At 62.6% G+C, this 16,271-nt stretch carries 18 protein-coding genes and 1 tRNA gene; 7 read left to right on the forward strand and 12 right to left on the reverse strand.

Features of this window, described 5'->3' with window-relative positions; all coding sequences use genetic code 11:
- Positions 1–55 precede the first annotated feature (55 nt).
- The 3 genes from pdxR (at position 56) to lipA (ending at position 3,362) form a co-directional block, all read left to right on the forward strand.
- Entirely contained in the window at positions 56–1,528 is a 1,473-nt protein-coding gene (pdxR, locus tag ACQ4WN_RS12725) for a MocR-like pyridoxine biosynthesis transcription factor PdxR (protein WP_436551863.1), read from the forward strand.
- Positions 1,529–1,603: 75 nt separating this feature from the next.
- Positions 1,604–2,308, forward strand: coding sequence for a lipoyl(octanoyl) transferase LipB (gene lipB, locus ACQ4WN_RS12730; RefSeq protein WP_436551864.1), 705 nt, complete (start codon positions 1,604–1,606; stop codon positions 2,306–2,308).
- Positions 2,309–2,345: 37 nt separating this feature from the next.
- On the forward strand, positions 2,346–3,362 hold the full coding sequence (lipA, locus tag ACQ4WN_RS12735) for a lipoyl synthase (RefSeq protein ID WP_436551865.1): 1,017 nt from the start codon (positions 2,346–2,348) through the stop codon (positions 3,360–3,362).
- Positions 3,363–3,703: 341 nt separating this feature from the next.
- Here the strand turns inward: lipA and ACQ4WN_RS12740 are convergent, their stop codons facing one another.
- Entirely contained in the window at positions 3,704–5,860 is a 2,157-nt protein-coding gene (locus ACQ4WN_RS12740; protein WP_436551866.1) for a TonB-dependent receptor, read from the reverse strand.
- A 91-nt stretch (positions 5,861–5,951) separates the two neighbouring features.
- On the reverse strand, positions 5,952–6,296 hold the full coding sequence (locus tag ACQ4WN_RS12745) for a hypothetical protein (RefSeq protein WP_436551867.1): 345 nt from the start codon (positions 6,294–6,296) through the stop codon (positions 5,952–5,954).
- 151 nt (positions 6,297–6,447) lie between these two features.
- Between ACQ4WN_RS12745 and ACQ4WN_RS12750 the strand changes: the two genes are divergently transcribed.
- Both ACQ4WN_RS12750 and ACQ4WN_RS12755 read left to right on the forward strand, forming a co-directional pair.
- Positions 6,448–7,605, forward strand: coding sequence for a PepSY-associated TM helix domain-containing protein (locus ACQ4WN_RS12750; RefSeq protein ID WP_436551868.1), 1,158 nt, complete (start codon positions 6,448–6,450; stop codon positions 7,603–7,605).
- An 89-nt stretch (positions 7,606–7,694) separates the two neighbouring features.
- The gene (locus ACQ4WN_RS12755; RefSeq protein WP_076564607.1) at positions 7,695–8,117 is read left to right on the forward strand and encodes a PaaI family thioesterase; all 423 of its coding nucleotides are present in this window, start codon (positions 7,695–7,697) and stop codon (positions 8,115–8,117) included.
- 107 nt (positions 8,118–8,224) lie between these two features.
- Here ACQ4WN_RS12755 and ACQ4WN_RS12760 read toward each other — a convergent pair whose 3' ends face one another.
- The 7 genes from ACQ4WN_RS12760 to ACQ4WN_RS12790 form a co-directional block, all read right to left on the reverse strand.
- Complete coding sequence (locus tag ACQ4WN_RS12760) at positions 8,225–8,920, reverse strand: anti-sigma factor (protein ID WP_436551869.1); 696 nt, start codon at positions 8,918–8,920, stop codon at positions 8,225–8,227.
- Positions 8,917–9,507, reverse strand: coding sequence for a sigma-70 family RNA polymerase sigma factor (locus ACQ4WN_RS12765; RefSeq protein WP_436551870.1), 591 nt, complete (start codon positions 9,505–9,507; stop codon positions 8,917–8,919). The genes ACQ4WN_RS12760 and ACQ4WN_RS12765 overlap by 4 nt, the downstream gene beginning before the upstream one ends.
- A 98-nt stretch (positions 9,508–9,605) precedes the next feature.
- On the reverse strand, positions 9,606–10,127 hold the full coding sequence (locus ACQ4WN_RS12770; protein ID WP_436551871.1) for a peroxiredoxin family protein: 522 nt from the start codon (positions 10,125–10,127) through the stop codon (positions 9,606–9,608).
- Between the two features lie 95 nt (positions 10,128–10,222).
- Complete coding sequence (locus ACQ4WN_RS12775) at positions 10,223–10,909, reverse strand: BON domain-containing protein (protein ID WP_436551872.1); 687 nt, start codon at positions 10,907–10,909, stop codon at positions 10,223–10,225.
- A complete protein-coding gene (locus ACQ4WN_RS12780) occupies positions 10,902–11,498 on the reverse strand; it encodes a phosphoheptose isomerase (protein ID WP_034752465.1) in 597 nt (198 codons plus the stop codon). Before ACQ4WN_RS12780 ends, ACQ4WN_RS12775 begins: the two co-directional genes overlap by 8 nt.
- Before the next feature lie 57 nt (positions 11,499–11,555).
- Positions 11,556–11,915, reverse strand: coding sequence for a YraN family protein (locus ACQ4WN_RS12785; RefSeq protein ID WP_436551873.1), 360 nt, complete (start codon positions 11,913–11,915; stop codon positions 11,556–11,558).
- Positions 11,916–11,924: 9 nt separating this feature from the next.
- Entirely contained in the window at positions 11,925–13,136 is a 1,212-nt protein-coding gene (locus tag ACQ4WN_RS12790) for a penicillin-binding protein activator (protein WP_436551874.1), read from the reverse strand.
- Positions 13,137–13,301: 165 nt separating this feature from the next.
- On the opposite strand from ACQ4WN_RS12790, the gene rsmI reads away from it, so the two are divergent.
- Entirely contained in the window at positions 13,302–14,210 is a 909-nt protein-coding gene (gene rsmI / locus ACQ4WN_RS12795) for a 16S rRNA (cytidine(1402)-2'-O)-methyltransferase (protein WP_166446200.1), read from the forward strand.
- A 4-nt stretch (positions 14,211–14,214) separates the two neighbouring features.
- Here rsmI and ACQ4WN_RS12800 read toward each other — a convergent pair whose 3' ends face one another.
- Genes ACQ4WN_RS12800 through ACQ4WN_RS12810 form a run of 3 tightly spaced genes read right to left on the reverse strand, consistent with a single transcriptional unit; the run spans position 14,215 to position 15,870 of the window.
- Positions 14,215–14,652, reverse strand: a complete 438-nt coding sequence (locus ACQ4WN_RS12800; RefSeq protein WP_436551875.1) for a hypothetical protein — start codon at positions 14,650–14,652, stop codon at positions 14,215–14,217.
- Positions 14,591–15,223, reverse strand: coding sequence for a nucleotidyltransferase domain-containing protein (locus tag ACQ4WN_RS12805; RefSeq protein WP_436551876.1), 633 nt, complete (start codon positions 15,221–15,223; stop codon positions 14,591–14,593). Before ACQ4WN_RS12805 ends, ACQ4WN_RS12800 begins: the two co-directional genes overlap by 62 nt.
- Before the next feature lie 44 nt (positions 15,224–15,267).
- On the reverse strand, positions 15,268–15,870 hold the full coding sequence (locus ACQ4WN_RS12810) for a hypothetical protein (RefSeq protein ID WP_436551877.1): 603 nt from the start codon (positions 15,868–15,870) through the stop codon (positions 15,268–15,270).
- A 205-nt stretch (positions 15,871–16,075) separates the two neighbouring features.
- Here ACQ4WN_RS12810 and ACQ4WN_RS12815 point away from each other — a divergent pair.
- Positions 16,076–16,152: transfer RNA gene (locus tag ACQ4WN_RS12815), tRNA-Pro, on the forward strand.
- Positions 16,153–16,271 lie beyond the last annotated feature (119 nt).

Consider the following 16,271-nt stretch of genomic DNA (forward strand, 5'->3'; position numbering starts at 1 on the left):
TGTAATGCGAAGTGCCAGTCATCAGAAAACTCATTGGACCACTTGGACGATTATTATGCCGCGAGGAAAATCACCGCACGCCCTGGACTTGCCTCGTCCCACTAGCTGGCTAGCCAAGGCGGGCGTCAACAAGCAGGATGGCGCGTATGAAGCGCTGCGCTCGGCCATCCTGACGAAGATGCTGCCGGCGGGCAGCCGTTTGCCGTCCAGCCGCACCCTGGCCGAACGGTGGGAGTTGTCGCGCGGCACAATCGAAACCGTGTTCGACCGCCTGCACGCGGAAGCGTATGTGACGCGCGTGCCCGGTTCCGGCACGCGCGTGTGCGCCGTGGTGCCGGAACGCTTCCTGATGGCAGGCTTCGCCGATGCCACCCCGGCCGCACCGGCTAGCGTGCCCGCACTCGCTTCGGACACGGGCGTGCGCGACGGCTTGCCCTTCGTGGCGCGGCGCGCCGACGCCAGCCTGTTTCCCATGGCCGCCTGGTCCAAGTGCGCCACGCGGGCGCTGGCCGCCGCCACGCCGGAGCAGTTGTGCAGCGCCGATCCGTCCGGCCTGCCCGAACTGCGCCAGCAGATCGCCGATTTCCTCGCCAAGTACCGCGGCATCCGCTGCGATCCGCAAGACATCGTTGTCACCACCGGCATCCGCCACGCGATCGACTTGCTGGCGCGCAGCATCGTGCGCGATGGCGACAAGGTTTGCCTGGAAGAGCCCGGCTATCCAGCCGCGCGCGCCCTGTTCGCCCTCGCGGGCGCCGTGCCGGTGGACATTGCCGTCGATGCCGAGGGCATCGATTGCGCCGCCCTGGCCGCGCACACCGACGCCTGCCTCGCGTATGTGACGCCGGCGCACCAGTCGCCGCTGGGTGTGACCATGTCCGTCACGCGCCGCCTGGCCTTGCTCGAATGGGCGAATGACAGCGGTGCCTGGGTGGTGGAAGACGATTACGACAGTGAATTCAATTATCACAGCGCCCCGCTCGCGGCCCTGAAGGCGCTGGACCAGTACCAGCGCGTGATCTACTGTGGCAGTTTTAACAAGACCCTGTTTGCCGGCCTGCGCGTGGGCTTCATGGTGCTGCCGCCCCCCTTGCGCCCGCAACTGCTGCGCATCGTGCAGTTGACGGGCCGTTCCGTGGGCGTGACGGAACAGCTGGCGCTGGCCGCCTGGATGGAGGAAGGCGCTTTCGTTCGCCATTTGCGCCAGGCGCGCCTGGCCTACAAGGAGCGGCGTGACCTGCTGCTGGCTTGCCTGGAGCAGGTCGCCCCAGGCCGTTACACGATTTCGGGCCAGCAGGCGGGTTTTCATTGCGTGCTGTGGCTGCCACCGGACAGCGACGCACGGGCGTTTTGCGCGCGCGCCGCGCAGGAGGGACTGGCGCTGCAGCCGCTCGGTGATTTTTGCCATAGCGCCAGGCTGGCACCGGCCGTGCTGCTGGGCTACACGGCGCTGAGCCTGGCTCAGGTGCGCCACGCTGCACAAAAATTGGGCAGCTTGCTGCTGTTGCCTGTGCCCGGGGCTGAATGAAACGGCGGCCTGGCTTATAATCACGGCTTCGCCGCAGCGTCCGCAGGGCGCCGGCAGCTGATTACAGAATCTGTCATGACCACCACCCGAACCGAAGCGGCGCTGATCCGCGAGCTGGGCCGCGTCGATTACGAGCCGACCTTTGCCGCCATGCGCGCGTTTACCGACGCGCGCACGACGGACACGCGCGACGAACTGTGGATCGTCGAGCATCCGCCCGTGTTCACCCTGGGCCTGGCGGCCGACCGCGGCCATCTGCTGGCCGGCGCGGACGCGATCCCCGTGGTGCAGACGGACCGTGGCGGCGAAGTGACGTTCCACGGCCCCGGCCAGGTGGTGATTTACCTGTTGATGGACTTGCGCCGCAACAAGCCGGGCGGCAAGCTGTATGCGCGCCAGTTCGTGCATAAAATCGAGCAAGCCATCATCAACGTGCTGGCGGCGTATAATCTTGCTGGCGAGCGCATCGATGGCGCGCCCGGCATCTATATCGCCGGCGGACCAAGCAAGGGTGCGAAGATCGCCGCGCTGGGCTTGAAAGTGCGCGGCAACGGCTGCACCTACCATGGCGTATCGCTCAACGTGGCGATGGACCTGGCGCCGTTTTCCTGGATTAACCCCTGCGGTTATTCCGGCCTGAAGACGGTGGACATGCGCAGCATGGGCGTGTCGGTGCCGCTGGCCGAGGTGCAGCGGGCCCTGGCCCATGAATTGACCGTATTACTCGATGTAAGCGAAGTACACAGCGCCGCAGGCGCGCCTCAGGCAGCGGATGCCTGAGCAAACAAACCAACATGCCCCTCAAGGGCTTGCAGCCATGACTTCTGAGACCATTTCCAGCACCGCCCCCGCCGCTACTGCCGCTCCCGCGTACAACCCGAGCGAAAAGCAAAAAGGCGCCAGCAAGACGTCGCGCATCCCGATCAAGATCATTCCGATCGAGCAAGTCGAGCGCCTGAAAAAGCCGGACTGGATCCGCGTCAAGGCCGCTTCGGCATCGACCCGTTTCTATGAAATCAAGGACATCCTGCGCGAAAACAAGCTCGTCACGGTGTGCGAGGAAGCCAGCTGCCCGAACATCGGCGAATGCTTTGGCAAGGGCACGGCCACGTTCATGATCATGGGCGACAAGTGCACGCGCCGCTGCCCGTTCTGCGACGTCGGCCATGGCCGTCCTGATCCGCTGGACAAGGAAGAGCCATCGAACTTGTCGAAAACCATCGCCAAGCTGCGCCTGAATTACGTCGTCATCACTTCCGTCGACCGCGATGACTTGCGCGACGGCGGCGCCGGCCATTTCGTCGAGTGCATCCAGCAAACGCGCGCCCTGTCGCCGAACACCCGCATCGAAGTGCTGGTGCCCGACTTCCGTGGCCGCCTGGAAAAAGCGTTGAACCTGTTCAAGGATGGCTTGCCTGACGTCATGAACCACAACCTGGAAACGGCGCCGCGCCTGTACAAGGAAGCGCGTCCCGGCTCTGACTACATGCACTCGCTGAAACTGCTGAAGGATTTCAAGGCCATGTACCCGGACGTGAAAACCAAGTCCGGCATCATGGTGGGCCTGGGCGAGACGGACGAGGAAATCCTGCAAGTCATGCGCGACATGCGCGAGCACGACATCGACATGCTGACCATCGGCCAGTACCTGGCACCATCGAACAGCCACTTGCCCGTGCGCCGCTACGTGCACCCGGACGTGTTTAAAATGTTCGAAGCAGAAGCGTATAAAATGGGCTTCACCCACGCCGCCGTGGGCGCCATGGTGCGCAGCTCGTACCACGCGGATGAACAGGCGCATAGCGCCGGCGTGGAATCGGCGCTGAATTTCTAAGCCTTTTGTGCCACATCAAAGCCGCCTGCTCACGCTGGCGGCTTTTTTTTGCCTGCCCGCAGCGTTATGCACGCCATGCTGCCGAACATCCGATATTTGCATGCTGAAAAAGCATGGTTGATAAATTAGCTATGATGTGACGCATGGATATACGCCTGGCCGCCTCGTCAAGGCGGAATATGCGGCGTGACCGTGTTTTCTGCCGGGCAAGGCTATCCTTCGGGCCTTCGACCTGACGCCGTTCGCGCAAGTCAAAGTCGTGATCCTTGGGCGGTAGCAGTGTATGACGGCAACCGACAGCGGCAGGCGTTGCTCCCTGCCGCTGTCTTCGCGCGTAACTTTTAGAAGCTTGTGGACAGGCCGGCGTAAATGCTGCGGCGGGCACCATGCTGCGGCGCCCCCACGCCCACGCCGGAACCGTCGCGCAGCAGGTACGATTTATCGAACAGGTTGATCAGGGCCAGGCGTCCTTCCACCTTGCCGACCGGCGTGTTTTTCCACGTGTGCGTGAGCGCCGTGTTGACGGTAAAGTAACTCGGCAGATGGCCGGAATTGGGCATGCCGCCGTCTGGAGTCATGCGCAGGCCGCTGCCGTACAGGAAGTCAGCACTCACTTGTGAATCGCCAAAGTGATAATGGCCGCCACCGGACAGCGTGTATTTCTGGTCATGATCGAGGTAAACATAGTGCTTGCTGATGGTGTTCAACTCATCGGCGCCAAACAGGGCCTGGCCCGAATTGATGTTGCGTCCCTGCGCTTTTTGCGTGCTGGCGTTGAGGAACAAGCCCCAGTTTTTCTCGCTGTAGATGGCCGACAATTCCAGGCCCTTGGCATAGCCGTCCGCATAGTTGAACGGTGTCAGGATCAGCGCCTGGCCGAACTGGCCTTCATCCAGCAGGTTGTTGATCTTTTTGTAGTACACGTCCGCCGTCACGGTCAGTTTCGAACTCACCTGGTGGCTGATACCGACGTCGTAGTAATGCGTGCGCTCGGCCTTGACGTTGTCCGACTGGCCGATTTCCGGCGCATTCGTCGTGTTCGCGTACAGGTCGATGCTGCCTTGCGCCGCCAGTTCCTGCGGCGGCGGCGTGAAGTAGCGCGAATAGCCGGCGTGCAGGGCCGTGCCCGGCGCCAGCTGATACGCCAGGTTGACGCGCGGGCTCCATTGCTGCTCGCTCGTGTAGGCCGAGACCTTGTCGAAGCGGGCGCCATAGTTCAGGGTCAGGGGCTTGCTGATATGCCATTCATCCTGCAGGTAAAAGCTGGCCAGCGTGCCTGTCTTGCCACTGTTGTCGAGAATGCTGATCGGCGTGGTGGAGGTTTGCGCGCCGTCCATGGCGGGGAAGACGGCCACCATGTTGTCGCTGGTCGTCTTCTGGCGCGTGTAGGCCAGGCCCGCGCGCACGGTATGGTCCGGGTGCAGCTTGTAGCTGATATCGAACTGGGCACCGGAGGCGCTGTTCGCGCGGCGCGCATCCGAGGCAACGCCGTTGTAGATCAGGTCGCCAATGGCATCGGGCGTGAAGTGCAGTTCCGAATACTGGTGGAAGGCGGATACCTGGTAATTGACGTCGCCCAGGCTCTTTTGCAGCGACAGCACGAGGAAGCGGTTCACTTCGCGCTGGTTTTCATTCAATTGCGATGACGGCAAGGTCGATGTGCCTGCCTGCGCATCGCTGTGGCCATCGAGCGAGAAGGCGGGCGCCTGGTTGGGGTTGTTGGGAATCTGGAAGCGGCCGTTATACGTGCCGAACATGGCGCCCAGGCGGGTGTTGTCATCAAGGAAATACGACAGGCTGCCGAACGATTTGTTCTGGCGCGTCTTGTCGTGCAAGGCGCTGCGCGTGGCTTGCGGGTTTTCCACGCCCAGGGCATTGCCCAGGTAGCTGCCGGACAGGTAGTAATTGAACTTGCCCACGCTGCCGAAAAATTCGGCACTCGGCTCTACGTGGTCGTGGCTGCCGACCATGATGCCGATGCGCCCGCCTGGCGTCAGTCCACCCTCTTTCGTTTCAATATCGACGATGCCCGCCGTGCGCAGGCCGAACTGGGCCGGCAAGGCGCCCGTCATGAAATCCGTCTTGTCGATCAAACGCGTGTCGATGGACTGGCCAAAGCCGCTGATGCTTTCCGGTAGCTGCACGCCATTGATGCGGTATTGCACGTTGGCATGGTCGTCGCGCACGTGCAGGGCGCCCGAGCCCTTCGAATCCTGCGATACGCCCGGCAGGCGCAGCAGCACTTCATTGAACGGCGTGTTGTCACCCTGGCCCAGCATGTTGACCATGTGGCTGTCGATGCTGTAGATGGTGGTGCCGACTTTCGGCGAGAGCTCGATGCGCGCGCTTTTCAAATGGGCGGAGGTAACTTCAACCTTTTGCATATCTTGTGGGGCAGCATCGGTCTTGGCTTCGACAGGCTCGGTGGCATGGGCGGAAACGGTGAACAGGCTGGCAAGGGCGAGCGACAGCGCGCTCAGGCGTGGTGTGTGTTGCATGGTAAACCTCAAAAATAGTCAACGCCAGGCGGCCCGGCGCGCAAGAAAGCGCGACAAGGGGCAGCCTGAAAAAGGAAAAACAGCGTGGGAACTACAACGAGGCGGCAGGCGGGCCGCGCACGGGCGGCAGGATGAGGGCGGCGGCGGGCGCCAGGGTGGCGGGCGCGAGGGCCAGCAAGCGGTAGGGCAGTAACTGGGCAGGTGGCTCGGTGACGGCCGGCGGCACGCCGATATCGGCCACCTTGTCGATGACCGTGGCGCATAGCGCGCACTCTTCCGCGTCGAGCGTCGTCTTGTGCAGGTGCGAAGCGGCCGTCGACAGCAGGAACACGAGAGCCAGCGCACTGAACAGCGCCACGCACAGCTGCCACGGCCTGCGCGCGAGGGCGGCGGCGGCGTGATGGGCAAGCTTGCGGGTGGGCTGGCGGGAAGACATGGGCGCATAGTAGCAAGAAAATCGCCTCGCTGTCAGCGCTTGTTGCAATTCATTTGCGCTGGGTGGGCACGACAGAATGCCATCTGATAATGATTTTCACTCCATGCCTTTCATGCTATCGTTCCGCAGCCCAAAATTTCCCAAAGTGTCCATGTCGCAACGCCTCAGCAAGTGCTTGATCAGCAAACTGCACCTGTATGCGGGCCTGTGGTTTGGCGCTCTGTTTGTCGTGCTGGGCTTGACGGGGTCCGCCATCGCCTGGATGCCGGAACTCGATGCCTGGCTCAATCCCACACTGTTGCAAGCGAGTAAGCCCGCGCCGGGCCAGGTGTTCCAGGTCACGCCGCGCACGCTGCAAGCGGTGGTGGATGGGCTCGCGGCCGACCCCGCCTACGGCAAGCCAAGCCAGCTCAATCCGCCCGCCGATGCGCGCGACGTGTATGTGGCCTCGTACCGCCAGCCAGGCAAACCTTCCTCCTTCAGCCAGGCCATCGTGCGCCAGGTGATGGTCGACCCCTACACCTTGCAAGTCAAAGGCGAGCGCGACTGGGGCCGCTTCGGTCTCACGCGTCCGCTGCTGATGTCGGGCATGTTTCATGTACACCGCTATCTGCTGACGGGCGATGCGGGCAAGACGGTTACGGGGATTTCCGGCGTGGCCCTGCTGCTGATGGCCTTGAGCGGCATCTACCTGTGGTGGCCGCGCCTGCAGTGGACGGCGATCAAGCGCGCCCTGACGGTGTCGCATGGCGGCTCCTGGCCCCGCTTTAACTATACATTTCACAAGGCGGTCGGCTTCTTTGCCGCGCCCGCGCTGGCCGTGATCGCCTTTTCCGGTATTTATTTCAATTTGCCGCAACTGGTGGTGCCCTTGGTGGCGCTCGTGTCGACGGTGCCCGAGACGGCCAAACTGAAGAATGCGGCGCAGGACGGCGCCCTGCTCGATGCGGGCCAGGCCATGGCTGCTGCACAGCTGCTGTATCCGCAGGCGCGCGTGTCGCGCATCGTCTTGCCGGCGAAACAGGACCAGCCGTACGAGATCCGCGTGCGCCAGCCGGATGAAATTGCCCACGGCGACGGTGCCACGCGGCTGACCCTGGACGCGCGCAGCGGCTTGCCCCTGCGCATCCGCGATCCGCTCACGGCCTCGTATGGCGAGCGCTTCCTGGGCTGGCAATTCCCCCTGCATTCGGGCCAGGCGTTCGGCGTGGCCGGGCGCGCCTTCATTACCGTCTTTGGCTTGATGCCGCTGCTGTTCCTGCTGACGGGGACACTGGTGTGGTGGAAAAGGCGGCGCAGCCGGAAATAGGCAGCCGCCAAACCGCTGCGGGGAAAGTTGCTATCATCATAGTATTTTCCGGCAGATCCCTGTCCGGATTCACCCGCACAAGGACCCGCATGAGCAATCCCGATATCACCGTAGCAATGTTGAATGAACGCGGCACAGGCCGCCTGCCCGGCCACCTGGGCATCGTCATCACGGCAGTGGGCGACGGCCAGCTGACGGCGGAATTGCCCGTGCTGCCACATTTGCTGGCGCCGAACGGCTATCTGCACGCGGGCAGCGTGGTGACCCTGGCCGACACGGCGTCCGGCTATGGCTGCATCGTCAACCTGCCTGAGGGCGCCAGCAACTTCACCACCATCGAGTTGAAATCGAACCACCTGGGTACGGCCCGCGAAGGTACGCTCACCTGCACGGCGAAAGTCGAGCACAAGGGCCGCAACACGCAAGTGTGGGATGCCGTGGTGAAAAGCAAGGAAACGGGCAAGACCATCGCCCTGTTTCGCTGCACGCAGATGATTCTGTATCCGAAGTAAGGTAAGCAATCCAAATCAACTGCTGGGGTCAGACCCGACGGGGGAATTTGTCCTAATGGGGCAAATTCCGATCCCGCAGGGACTGACCCCGGATTTCTGCCTTCGGGTTAAATTTTCACCCAGTTACCCTTGTACAAAACCGGTCCCGTCGGTCCGTCCGGATTCGGCGAACCGCCTTTCGGTTCCAGGGTGACGGCCAGCAAGGCCACGTCGTTGCCGATGGCGCGCTGCGACAGGGCCAGTTTCACGTTGCCCTTGTCGGCCAGCAAGCCCAAGGAGCGCGGGTTGCCGCTCTTCGGCACGGCCCACAGTTCGAGATCCTTATCGCTCGGTACGGGCGCGTTGCCCACCATGCGCACTTCGAGTGCGCCATGGCGGCTGTCGGCCGTCAGCAGCAGGGCCGTTTGCGCTTTCTCGTCCGTCAGGCTGGCCACATAGCTGATTTGCGGCGCGTCCAGCAGGCGCGTGGCCACGACGATCACCAGCAGCGCGGCGATGGCGCTCGAGGCCATGCCCAGCGAACGCCAGAACGACAGCGAATCGCGGAACAAAGACCAGCCGCCCTGCGGCGCCAGGTGCAAGCGCTGCTCGATCTGTTGCCACACGCGCTTGGGCGGCGCCACGGGCGTGGCAAATTCCGCCATCGGTTCCAAACGCTGGCGCCATTCGGCCGTGATATTGCGCAAATCGGCGTCGTTGTACAGCCAGCCTTCGAAACGCCGCCGCGCACCCCCTTTCAGGGTACCCAGCACGTATTCGGACGCCAGTTTCTGGCGCAGCACGTCATTGCCGCGGATATTCATGATGTCTCCCGTTTTGCCAGGCACGTGCGCAGCCGTTCCAGGCTGCGGCGTATCCAGGTCTTCACGGTGCCGATCGGCAGCGACATCTGCTGCGCCACTTCGCTGTGCGACAGGTCATGATAGAACGCCAGGGCGACCACCTGCCGGTGCAGCCCTTCCAGGGCCGACATGCAAAACGCCAGCGCCTTGGCGTCACCGCTCATCAGCAGTGATTCGATCGGCGTGGCCTGGGGGTCTCGGAGTGCATTCATGACTTCGCTATCAAACTGTTCGGCATCGATTTCCACGGTATCGTCGCTGCGCCGCAGCACATCGAACGCCTTGTTGCGCACGATGGTGGCCATCCAGGTCATCGGCGCCGCCAGATGGCTCTGGTAGGTGGCAGCGTTGTTCCAGATGGCGACGAAACCCTCTTGCAAGGCTTCTTCAGCGAGCTCTTGCTTATGCAATATACGCAGCGCGAAGCCAAACAGTTTCGATGAGGTGGAGTTATATAGCTGGCGGAACGCCGTGGCGTCCTTGTTCCCGGCGGCAAGCAGCCAGGTTTTGAGTTGTTGCGGGTCAAGCGATTGAGCGGCTAGGGACACGGCTGGCCTTCACAAGGTGAATGGGGTCACGCAAGAGAAGGTTATAACAGGTTGATAACACTTGGCAACAAGGTTTTATACCGTGTTTGTGCGCTGACTTAGCCAGCGATGGCTGTCTCAAGCAACTTGTGCAGTTCGGTGAATTCGGGTTTGCCCACGTAGCGCTTGAGGATCTTGCCCTGCTTGTCGAGCACGAAGGTGGTGGGCGTGAGGGCCACGTCGCCATAGGCCTTGGCCGCCTCGCCCGTCACGTCGAGCGCCACCTTGAATGGCAGCTGGCGCGTTTCGGCGAAATTCAGCACGTAGTTGGCCGGATCGTATTTCATGGCAACGGCCACGAATTCCAGTCCCTGGCCCTTATACTTGTTGTAAGTGTCGACCATTTCCGGCATTTCCGCCACGCAGGTGGTGCACGAGGTGGCCCAGAAATTGACCATCACGACCTTGCCGCGCAGGCTGGCCGAGGTGATTTTCTCGCCATGGATGCCGTGGAACGTCACGTCCGGCGCGCTTTGCTTGTCATTCAGCGACAGGTAAGCTGCCGCCGCCACGCCCGCCACGAAGACGGCGATCAGGGCTGGTTTGATCCAGGACTTGCTTGCGGAGGGCGAAGTTGACATGGAGAAGTTGAAATATGTTCACTTGAGAAGCGCGGCGATGCGGCAATTATAGCCGTATCCCCGCGTCAAAGCCGTAGGTCAAACGACGTACAGGCTTACTGCTGGGGCCTGTCGCCGACGCTGCCCGTCGTGCGCTGCTGCGGCGGGTCGGGTTGCAATTGCTTCAATTCCGCTTCCGAAATGTAGTCGAACAGCTTGACCACTTTCTGCACGCCGCCCACGCCGCGCGCCACATCGGCTGCGACCGTGCCTTCGCGCTGGGTAACGCGGCCCATCAGGAAGACGGTGGCGTTTTCCGTGACGACCTTGAACGAGGCTGCCGAAATGGTTTTCATGTCCACCAGGCTGGCCTTGACCTTGGTGGTGATCAGCGCGTCGTTCGAGCGCGAGGTGTAGCTGGCCGGGCCGGCGATGATCAATTCATTGGCCACCGATTCCACGCCTTCGATATTGCGCACTTCGCGCTCGACGGCATTTTTCATCGCGTCGTCGCGCACTTCGCCCGTCAGCAGCACGCGGCGGTTGAAGCTGGTGACATTCACATGGCCGGCATCGCCGACGATGGAGGGGATGCGCGATTCGCCTTTGACGGCGATCGACTTGTCTTCGGTCTGGGCGCCCAGGGTGCGGCGGTCTGCCGCGGCAACGCCGCCCATCACGGCGCCGCCGACCATCAGTTCGATGCAGCCGGTGAGCGAGGTGAGCATGGCGCCGCACAGCAATGCGGTCGCCAATGGGCGTTGTACGCGTTTCCAGCCTGGGCCAGTACCGAATTTAGTCATTCACGTCTCCTCCGAATAGCGCGACGTCGATGCCGTCGCAGATGCAATGTATGGTGGTCAGATGGACTTCCTGGATGCGCGCCGTGCGCTCGGCCGGCACGCAGATATGCACGTCGGCGTCCGTCAGCATCTTGCCGATGGCGCCGCCATCCTTGCCCGTCAGCGCCACGACGCGCATTTCGCGCTCGAGCGCCGCTTCCACGGCGGCCATCACGTTGGCCGAATTGCCCGACGTGGAGATGGCCAGCAGGATGTCGCCGGCCTGGCCGAACGCTTGCACCTGCTTCGAGAAAATCTCGCGGTAGCTGTAGTCGTTGGCCACGGCCGTCAGGATCGACGTATCCGTCGTCAGCGCCAGGGCCGGCAGCGGAAAGCGCTCGCGTTCGAAGCGTCCCACCAGCTCGGCCGCAAAATGCTGGCAGTCGGCGGCGGAACCGCCGTTGCCGCAGGCCAGGATCTTGTTGCCGTTGGACAATGCGTAAAACATCAGGTCGATCGCCTGCGCAATGGGTTGCGCCAGTACGGTGGCGGCCTGGATCTTGAGTTCGGCACTTTCGTGGAAGTGCGAGAGGATGCGTTGATTATTCATAGTCTGCCGATTATAGTGCAGGCGCGTGGCATGGCGGACAAGCACTGTTAAAAATGCTTACATATCGAGGATGTTTTTCAGCCAGCTGATGCGCCCGCCATCGATAGCGAGTGCGTCGAAGCGGCATGGCGGCACGCTTTTTTGCCCCAGCAGCCAGGTTTGCGCAGCCACCGCCATGCGCCGCTGCTTGGCTGGCGTAATGCTGGCCAGCGCGCCGCCGAAGGCTGTACTGCTGCGTAGCCGCACTTCGACGAAAACGATGGAGCGGCCATCGCGCATGATCAGGTCCAGCTCGCCGCCCTTGCACAGATAGTTGCGTTGCAACAGCACCAAGCCTTGCAGCAACAGATACGCGAGCGCATCGTCTTCCCCTTGCCGTCCCCGTGCCTGTTTATTCTGGAACGGCAGGGGTGGCATGGCGCATCCTTATTGGGCTGGCGGCACGGCGACAGGTGCGGTCGCGGCCGGCGGCCAGGTGCCCAGCACGCCCTGCTGGTAGGTGGCGGCCTGCTCCGTGCGTTCGAATACGCTTTGATCATTCTCAAAGCGTACGGCCAGGCGGCCCGTGACGCCATCGAGCGTGAACGGCGCGTTCGGGCGCAGCGCCACTTCGCGCGCCACGCGGAAGGCATCGATGCCCAGCGCATACAGGCGTTGCATATCCGCCGTCAGGCGGACGTCGCCTGGCTGCGGCGGCTGTGGATACACCATCACTTGCGGATGGTTGCGTTGCACTTGCCACGGCAGGTCCAGCAGGCGCGCGCCGTCAAGCTCGGGGCCGCTGGCGCCACGCCCGGCGCCGGGATTCAATGACGAGGTGCCATACAGGGGCAGATCGCTGCCGATGGCCACGCGCAGCTGGCGCGCCTGGTCGGCGTCGAGTGCGGCAAACAGCAGGCCTGGTGGCGTTGCGGCCAGGCGCGCGCGCAGCTGCACCAGTTCGGCATCGCTCAGGTAGCCATTCGTGGCCGTCAAGTCCATCGTCTCGATCTTGCCACGCTGGCGCAGCCATTCCTGCTTGAAGGCGGCGCTGATGCGGCGCTGCGAGGGCGAACCGGCTGACAGGATCAGCGCGCTGGCGCCAGGCTGTTCGCTGGCGGCCCAGGCGGCGACCTGGCGTGCTTCCGCCTCGATCGACAGTCCCATCACCAGCAGCTTGGCCGGCAGGCGCGCCTCGCCGCGGTTGTCCGGATGATTCAGGGCGATCGTCGGCTTGCGCACCAGATCGCTATTTGCCACGGCCGTGACGGCCGAGCGCGACAAAGGCCCCACGACGACGTCCTGTTCCTCTTGCGCTTGCGCAAACTTGTTCAGGACGTCGCTGCTGCCATCGCCCGTGTCGATCACCGTCACTTCAAAGCCGCTGCGGTCGCGCTCATATGCGGCCATGAAGCCGGCGCGCAGCAATTCGGCGGCCGGCCCCAGGGAAGCCGAGCGCAGCGGCAGCAGCAGGCCGATGTGGTGGACCTGGCCGTCGGACGGCGCCGGCGCCGTGGCCGCTGGCATGTCTTGCGGTGTGCCGGTCGCCGGTTTGGTGTTGATGGGCGCCAGCGGGGCGCCGTTGCCGTCGTACGCGGTAATATCGGGTACTGCCACGGCAAACGTCACCGGTTCGGGCGCGGGCGGCTTGGGCGGCACGGGCGGTGGCAGCGGCTTCGGTGGCGGCAGCGCCCTTGTGTTAGATTCAATAGGCGCGCACAATTGCCCGGGCGCGTCGCAAGGCGTGCTGCAAGCGCTCAGCATGCCGGTCGCGGCACAAACAAGCAGTAACTTCACACTATTAGCAAGCATTTAACCTCCAAAATGACCGTACAAGAAATCAGTTCCATCGCCAGCCTGCCCATCATGACAGAGGCCGCGCACCAGGTCTATCCTATCGCAACATTGTATATAGTGGCCACGCCGATCGGCAATGTGACCGATATCAGCCTGCGCGCGCTGCACTTGCTGAGCCTTGCCGACGCCGTCGCCTGTGAAGATACGCGCAACACGGCGCACCTGCTGACGCGCTTTGGCCTGAACAAGCCATTGATTGCGGCGCATCAACATAACGAACGCGAAGTGGCGCAGACTCTGATTGCCCGCCTGCACGCCGGCGAGCGCATCGCCCTCGTTTCCGACGCGGGCACACCCGCCGTTTCCGACCCCGGCGCGCGCATCGTCGACGCCGTGCGCGCGGCCGGCTTGCGCGTGCTGCCCCTGCCCGGCCCGTCTGCGGCGATCACCGCCATTTCCGCCAGCGGGCTATTGAATGACCAGTTTTACTTCGTCGGCTTCCTGCCAGCCAAGGCCAAGCAGCGCGAAAACATGCTGCACAGCCTGCGCGGCGTGACGGCGACGATGGTCTTCTATGAAGCGCCGCACCGCATCCTCGATTGCGCCACGGCCCTGGTGGAAGCGTTCGAACCCACGCGCCAGGTGGTGTTTGCGCGCGAGCTGACGAAAATGTTCGAGGAAATCCACCGCTGTCCCCTGTCCGAAGCGGAAAGCTGGATCCGTGCCGACGCGCACCGCGAAAAGGGAGAATTTGTCGTCCTGCTGGAAGGCGCCACGGAAGCGCAGGACGCGGAAGACGTGGAAGCGGAGCGCATTCTGAACATCCTGCTGGCCGAATGCAGCGTCAAGCAGGCGGCGAATTTGACGGCGCAGATCACGGGGCGCAAGAAAAATGCTCTGTATGAGCGGGCGCTGCAGTTGAAGGGGCAGGAATAAGGGATCAGGATGGCGGCTGGACATCCAGTGCCCTGGCCGCCATGAGTAACTGTTCCACATGCACGATCAACTCGTCGACAAAGCCCTCGGTGACATCGAGATCGCCTTCGTATTCGGCCAGATTGCGCTTCCGGTGCGCCTGATTGAATAGCAGCCATTGCTGCGGCGTAAAATCCAGCGTGTGCTCCAGGCTTTGAAAGACGAGATAGCGGTTGTCGCTGCGATAACCATGTTGACGCAGCGCAGACAAGGCGGCCGCATGCGCGGCGTTATACGCCAGGTCGAAGCGGCTTTCCAGCGACAGTATCACCTGCCTGGCATCGCGCAGGCGCAAGGTGGCCGAGCGCAGCAAGCCCGCGCGTTCGCGTGCGTCCGCTGGCTCAGCCTTGAGCTGGCCGATGCGCGCCAGGTTTGCCAGCGCCTGTGAGCTCGATGAGGTCATCGTTGGAGCCTTTGACAAAAATCTTGGGCTGTTCGAGGATGCGCACGACGAACGACTTGCCGTCGTCTATTCTTTGCCGCCATTCTTCTGGCGTGTACAAGGTCGGGTTGATGCTGCGCCCCAGCTGCTGCTGCGCTGGCTGCAAGGCTGCCAGCAACTGGGTGTTCGATGCCATGCTGCCGATGACCATCAGATCGATGTCGCTGTGTGCGTGTTCCGTGCCCTTGGCCATGGAACCGTACACAAAGACCAGGTCTATTTCTTGCCAGTACGGTTGCAGCGCGACGCGCAGCACATCGGCGACGCCAAAGGTTTTCAGCACGATGCTGCGTAGCTCGTCGAATATCGGCGCATCGCGGTTGGCCTGGTAATGCTTCTGGTTGCCCACTTTTTTGACGGTCACCAGGGCCGATTTCACCAGCTTGGCCAGTTCGCGTTGCACGGCGCCCGAGCCGATGGCCGCGAAGGCGATGATTTCATTCGCATAGAAAGACCGTTGCGCCTGGCCAAAGAGCAAGGCCAGCACGCGTTGCTGTGTCTTGGAAAACAATGTATCTGCGAAAGTACCCATATTGGGTATGTTAGTACCCAATATGGGTATAGTCAAGCGGGCTCTCACCACTTGCAGCCGCTATCCTTCTTGTCGAGCAACATCAGCACGGGCGCCAGCAAGCCTGCGCCCGCATAGGCGGTGCGGCAATCGCCGCGCTTGCCTTGCGCGATATCGCGTGCCAGCTGGGTTTCCGTTTGCAGCGGCTTGTCGGGGATTTGCCCCACGGCCGTGCCCACCTTGGACGGATCGCGCTCGCCCGCCACCTTGCGGGCCGTCTTCCTGGCCGCCTCCATATCGAATTTCGGTGTTTCCGGGGTTTCTTGCCTGAAGGCATCGGAACTGGCCGCCGGCGTGGCCGGTGAGGCCGGCACGACCGTGATGGCTTGCGGACTGGACGCCGGCACCGTGGCCGCCACTGGCGTCTCCCGCGTAGCGGCGAGTTTCGGCTTGCTGATGGGCTTGGGTTCGCGTTTCGGCTTGACGACTTCGACCGGTGGCGGGGGCGGCTTGGCGGCCAGCGGACGTATCCATACGGCGATCGATTCCACGCGCGGTGCCGTATCCGGCGGGACAGGTGGCCGCACATGGCGCCACAGATAGATCAATGCGCCATGCAGCAGCAAGGACACGGCTATACCCAGCACGATGCCGCGGCGGTTCGGCATGGGCCACCCGCCGTCGCTTCTTTCTATTCTGAACTCCATTGCCGTCGTCGCCTTCATGTCTGATCGGGAAAACTTGCGTAGTGAGTGTCGCATATTTCATGCATGTTGAAAAATACAGGGGTTCCTGTGCCGCGCGTAAATAATTTACACAGAGTTTCACCTGACCCTTGACCGAAGTCGATACGGCCTGTATTATCTTGGTCTTCGGAGTGTGGCGCAGCCCGGTAGCGCACCTGGTTTGGGACCAGGGGGTCCAAGGTTCGAATCCTTGTACTCCGACCAAATTTGTAGAAAAAAACCCAAGAGTTCAGGCTCTTGGGTTTTTTTTCGTCTGTACGGTTGATCGCTGCGTTCACACTGCAGAAGTCTTCACAGCCGGGGTCAGACCCCCGGCTGTGTTG

The sequence above is a fragment of the Janthinobacterium pasteuri genome (genome assembly GCF_051380775.1).
Classification (GTDB): domain Bacteria; phylum Pseudomonadota; class Gammaproteobacteria; order Burkholderiales; family Burkholderiaceae_D; genus Janthinobacterium.

Bases quoted from the DNA above. Each gene is read 5' to 3' on its own strand.
- ACQ4WN_RS12805 (WP_436551876.1), bottom strand. From the start codon at position 15,223: ATGGGTACTTTCGCAGATACATTGTTTTCCAAGACACAGCAACGCGTG.
- ACQ4WN_RS12800 (WP_436551875.1), bottom strand. From the start codon at position 14,652: ATGACCTCATCGAGCTCACAGGCGCTGGCAAACCTGGCGCGCATCGGC.
- ACQ4WN_RS12810 (WP_436551877.1), bottom strand. From the start codon at position 15,870: ATGCCGAACCGCCGCGGCATCGTGCTGGGTATAGCCGTGTCCTTGCTG.
- ACQ4WN_RS12770 (WP_436551871.1), bottom strand. From the start codon at position 10,127: ATGTCAACTTCGCCCTCCGCAAGCAAGTCCTGGATCAAACCAGCCCTG.
- ACQ4WN_RS12780 (WP_034752465.1), bottom strand. From the start codon at position 11,498: ATGAATAATCAACGCATCCTCTCGCACTTCCACGAAAGTGCCGAACTC.
- ACQ4WN_RS12750 (WP_436551868.1), top strand. From the start codon at position 6,448: ATGTCGCAACGCCTCAGCAAGTGCTTGATCAGCAAACTGCACCTGTAT.
- ACQ4WN_RS12740 (WP_436551866.1), bottom strand. From the start codon at position 5,860: ATGCAACACACACCACGCCTGAGCGCGCTGTCGCTCGCCCTTGCCAGC.
- ACQ4WN_RS12745 (WP_436551867.1), bottom strand. From the start codon at position 6,296: ATGTCTTCCCGCCAGCCCACCCGCAAGCTTGCCCATCACGCCGCCGCC.
- ACQ4WN_RS12785 (WP_436551873.1), bottom strand. From the start codon at position 11,915: ATGCCACCCCTGCCGTTCCAGAATAAACAGGCACGGGGACGGCAAGGG.
- lipB (WP_436551864.1), top strand. From the start codon at position 1,604: ATGACCACCACCCGAACCGAAGCGGCGCTGATCCGCGAGCTGGGCCGC.
- rsmI (WP_166446200.1), top strand. From the start codon at position 13,302: ATGACCGTACAAGAAATCAGTTCCATCGCCAGCCTGCCCATCATGACA.
- ACQ4WN_RS12760 (WP_436551869.1), bottom strand. From the start codon at position 8,920: ATGAATATCCGCGGCAATGACGTGCTGCGCCAGAAACTGGCGTCCGAA.
- pdxR (WP_436551863.1), top strand. From the start codon at position 56: ATGCCGCGAGGAAAATCACCGCACGCCCTGGACTTGCCTCGTCCCACT.
- ACQ4WN_RS12755 (WP_076564607.1), top strand. From the start codon at position 7,695: ATGAGCAATCCCGATATCACCGTAGCAATGTTGAATGAACGCGGCACA.
- lipA (WP_436551865.1), top strand. From the start codon at position 2,346: ATGACTTCTGAGACCATTTCCAGCACCGCCCCCGCCGCTACTGCCGCT.
- ACQ4WN_RS12775 (WP_436551872.1), bottom strand. From the start codon at position 10,909: ATGACTAAATTCGGTACTGGCCCAGGCTGGAAACGCGTACAACGCCCA.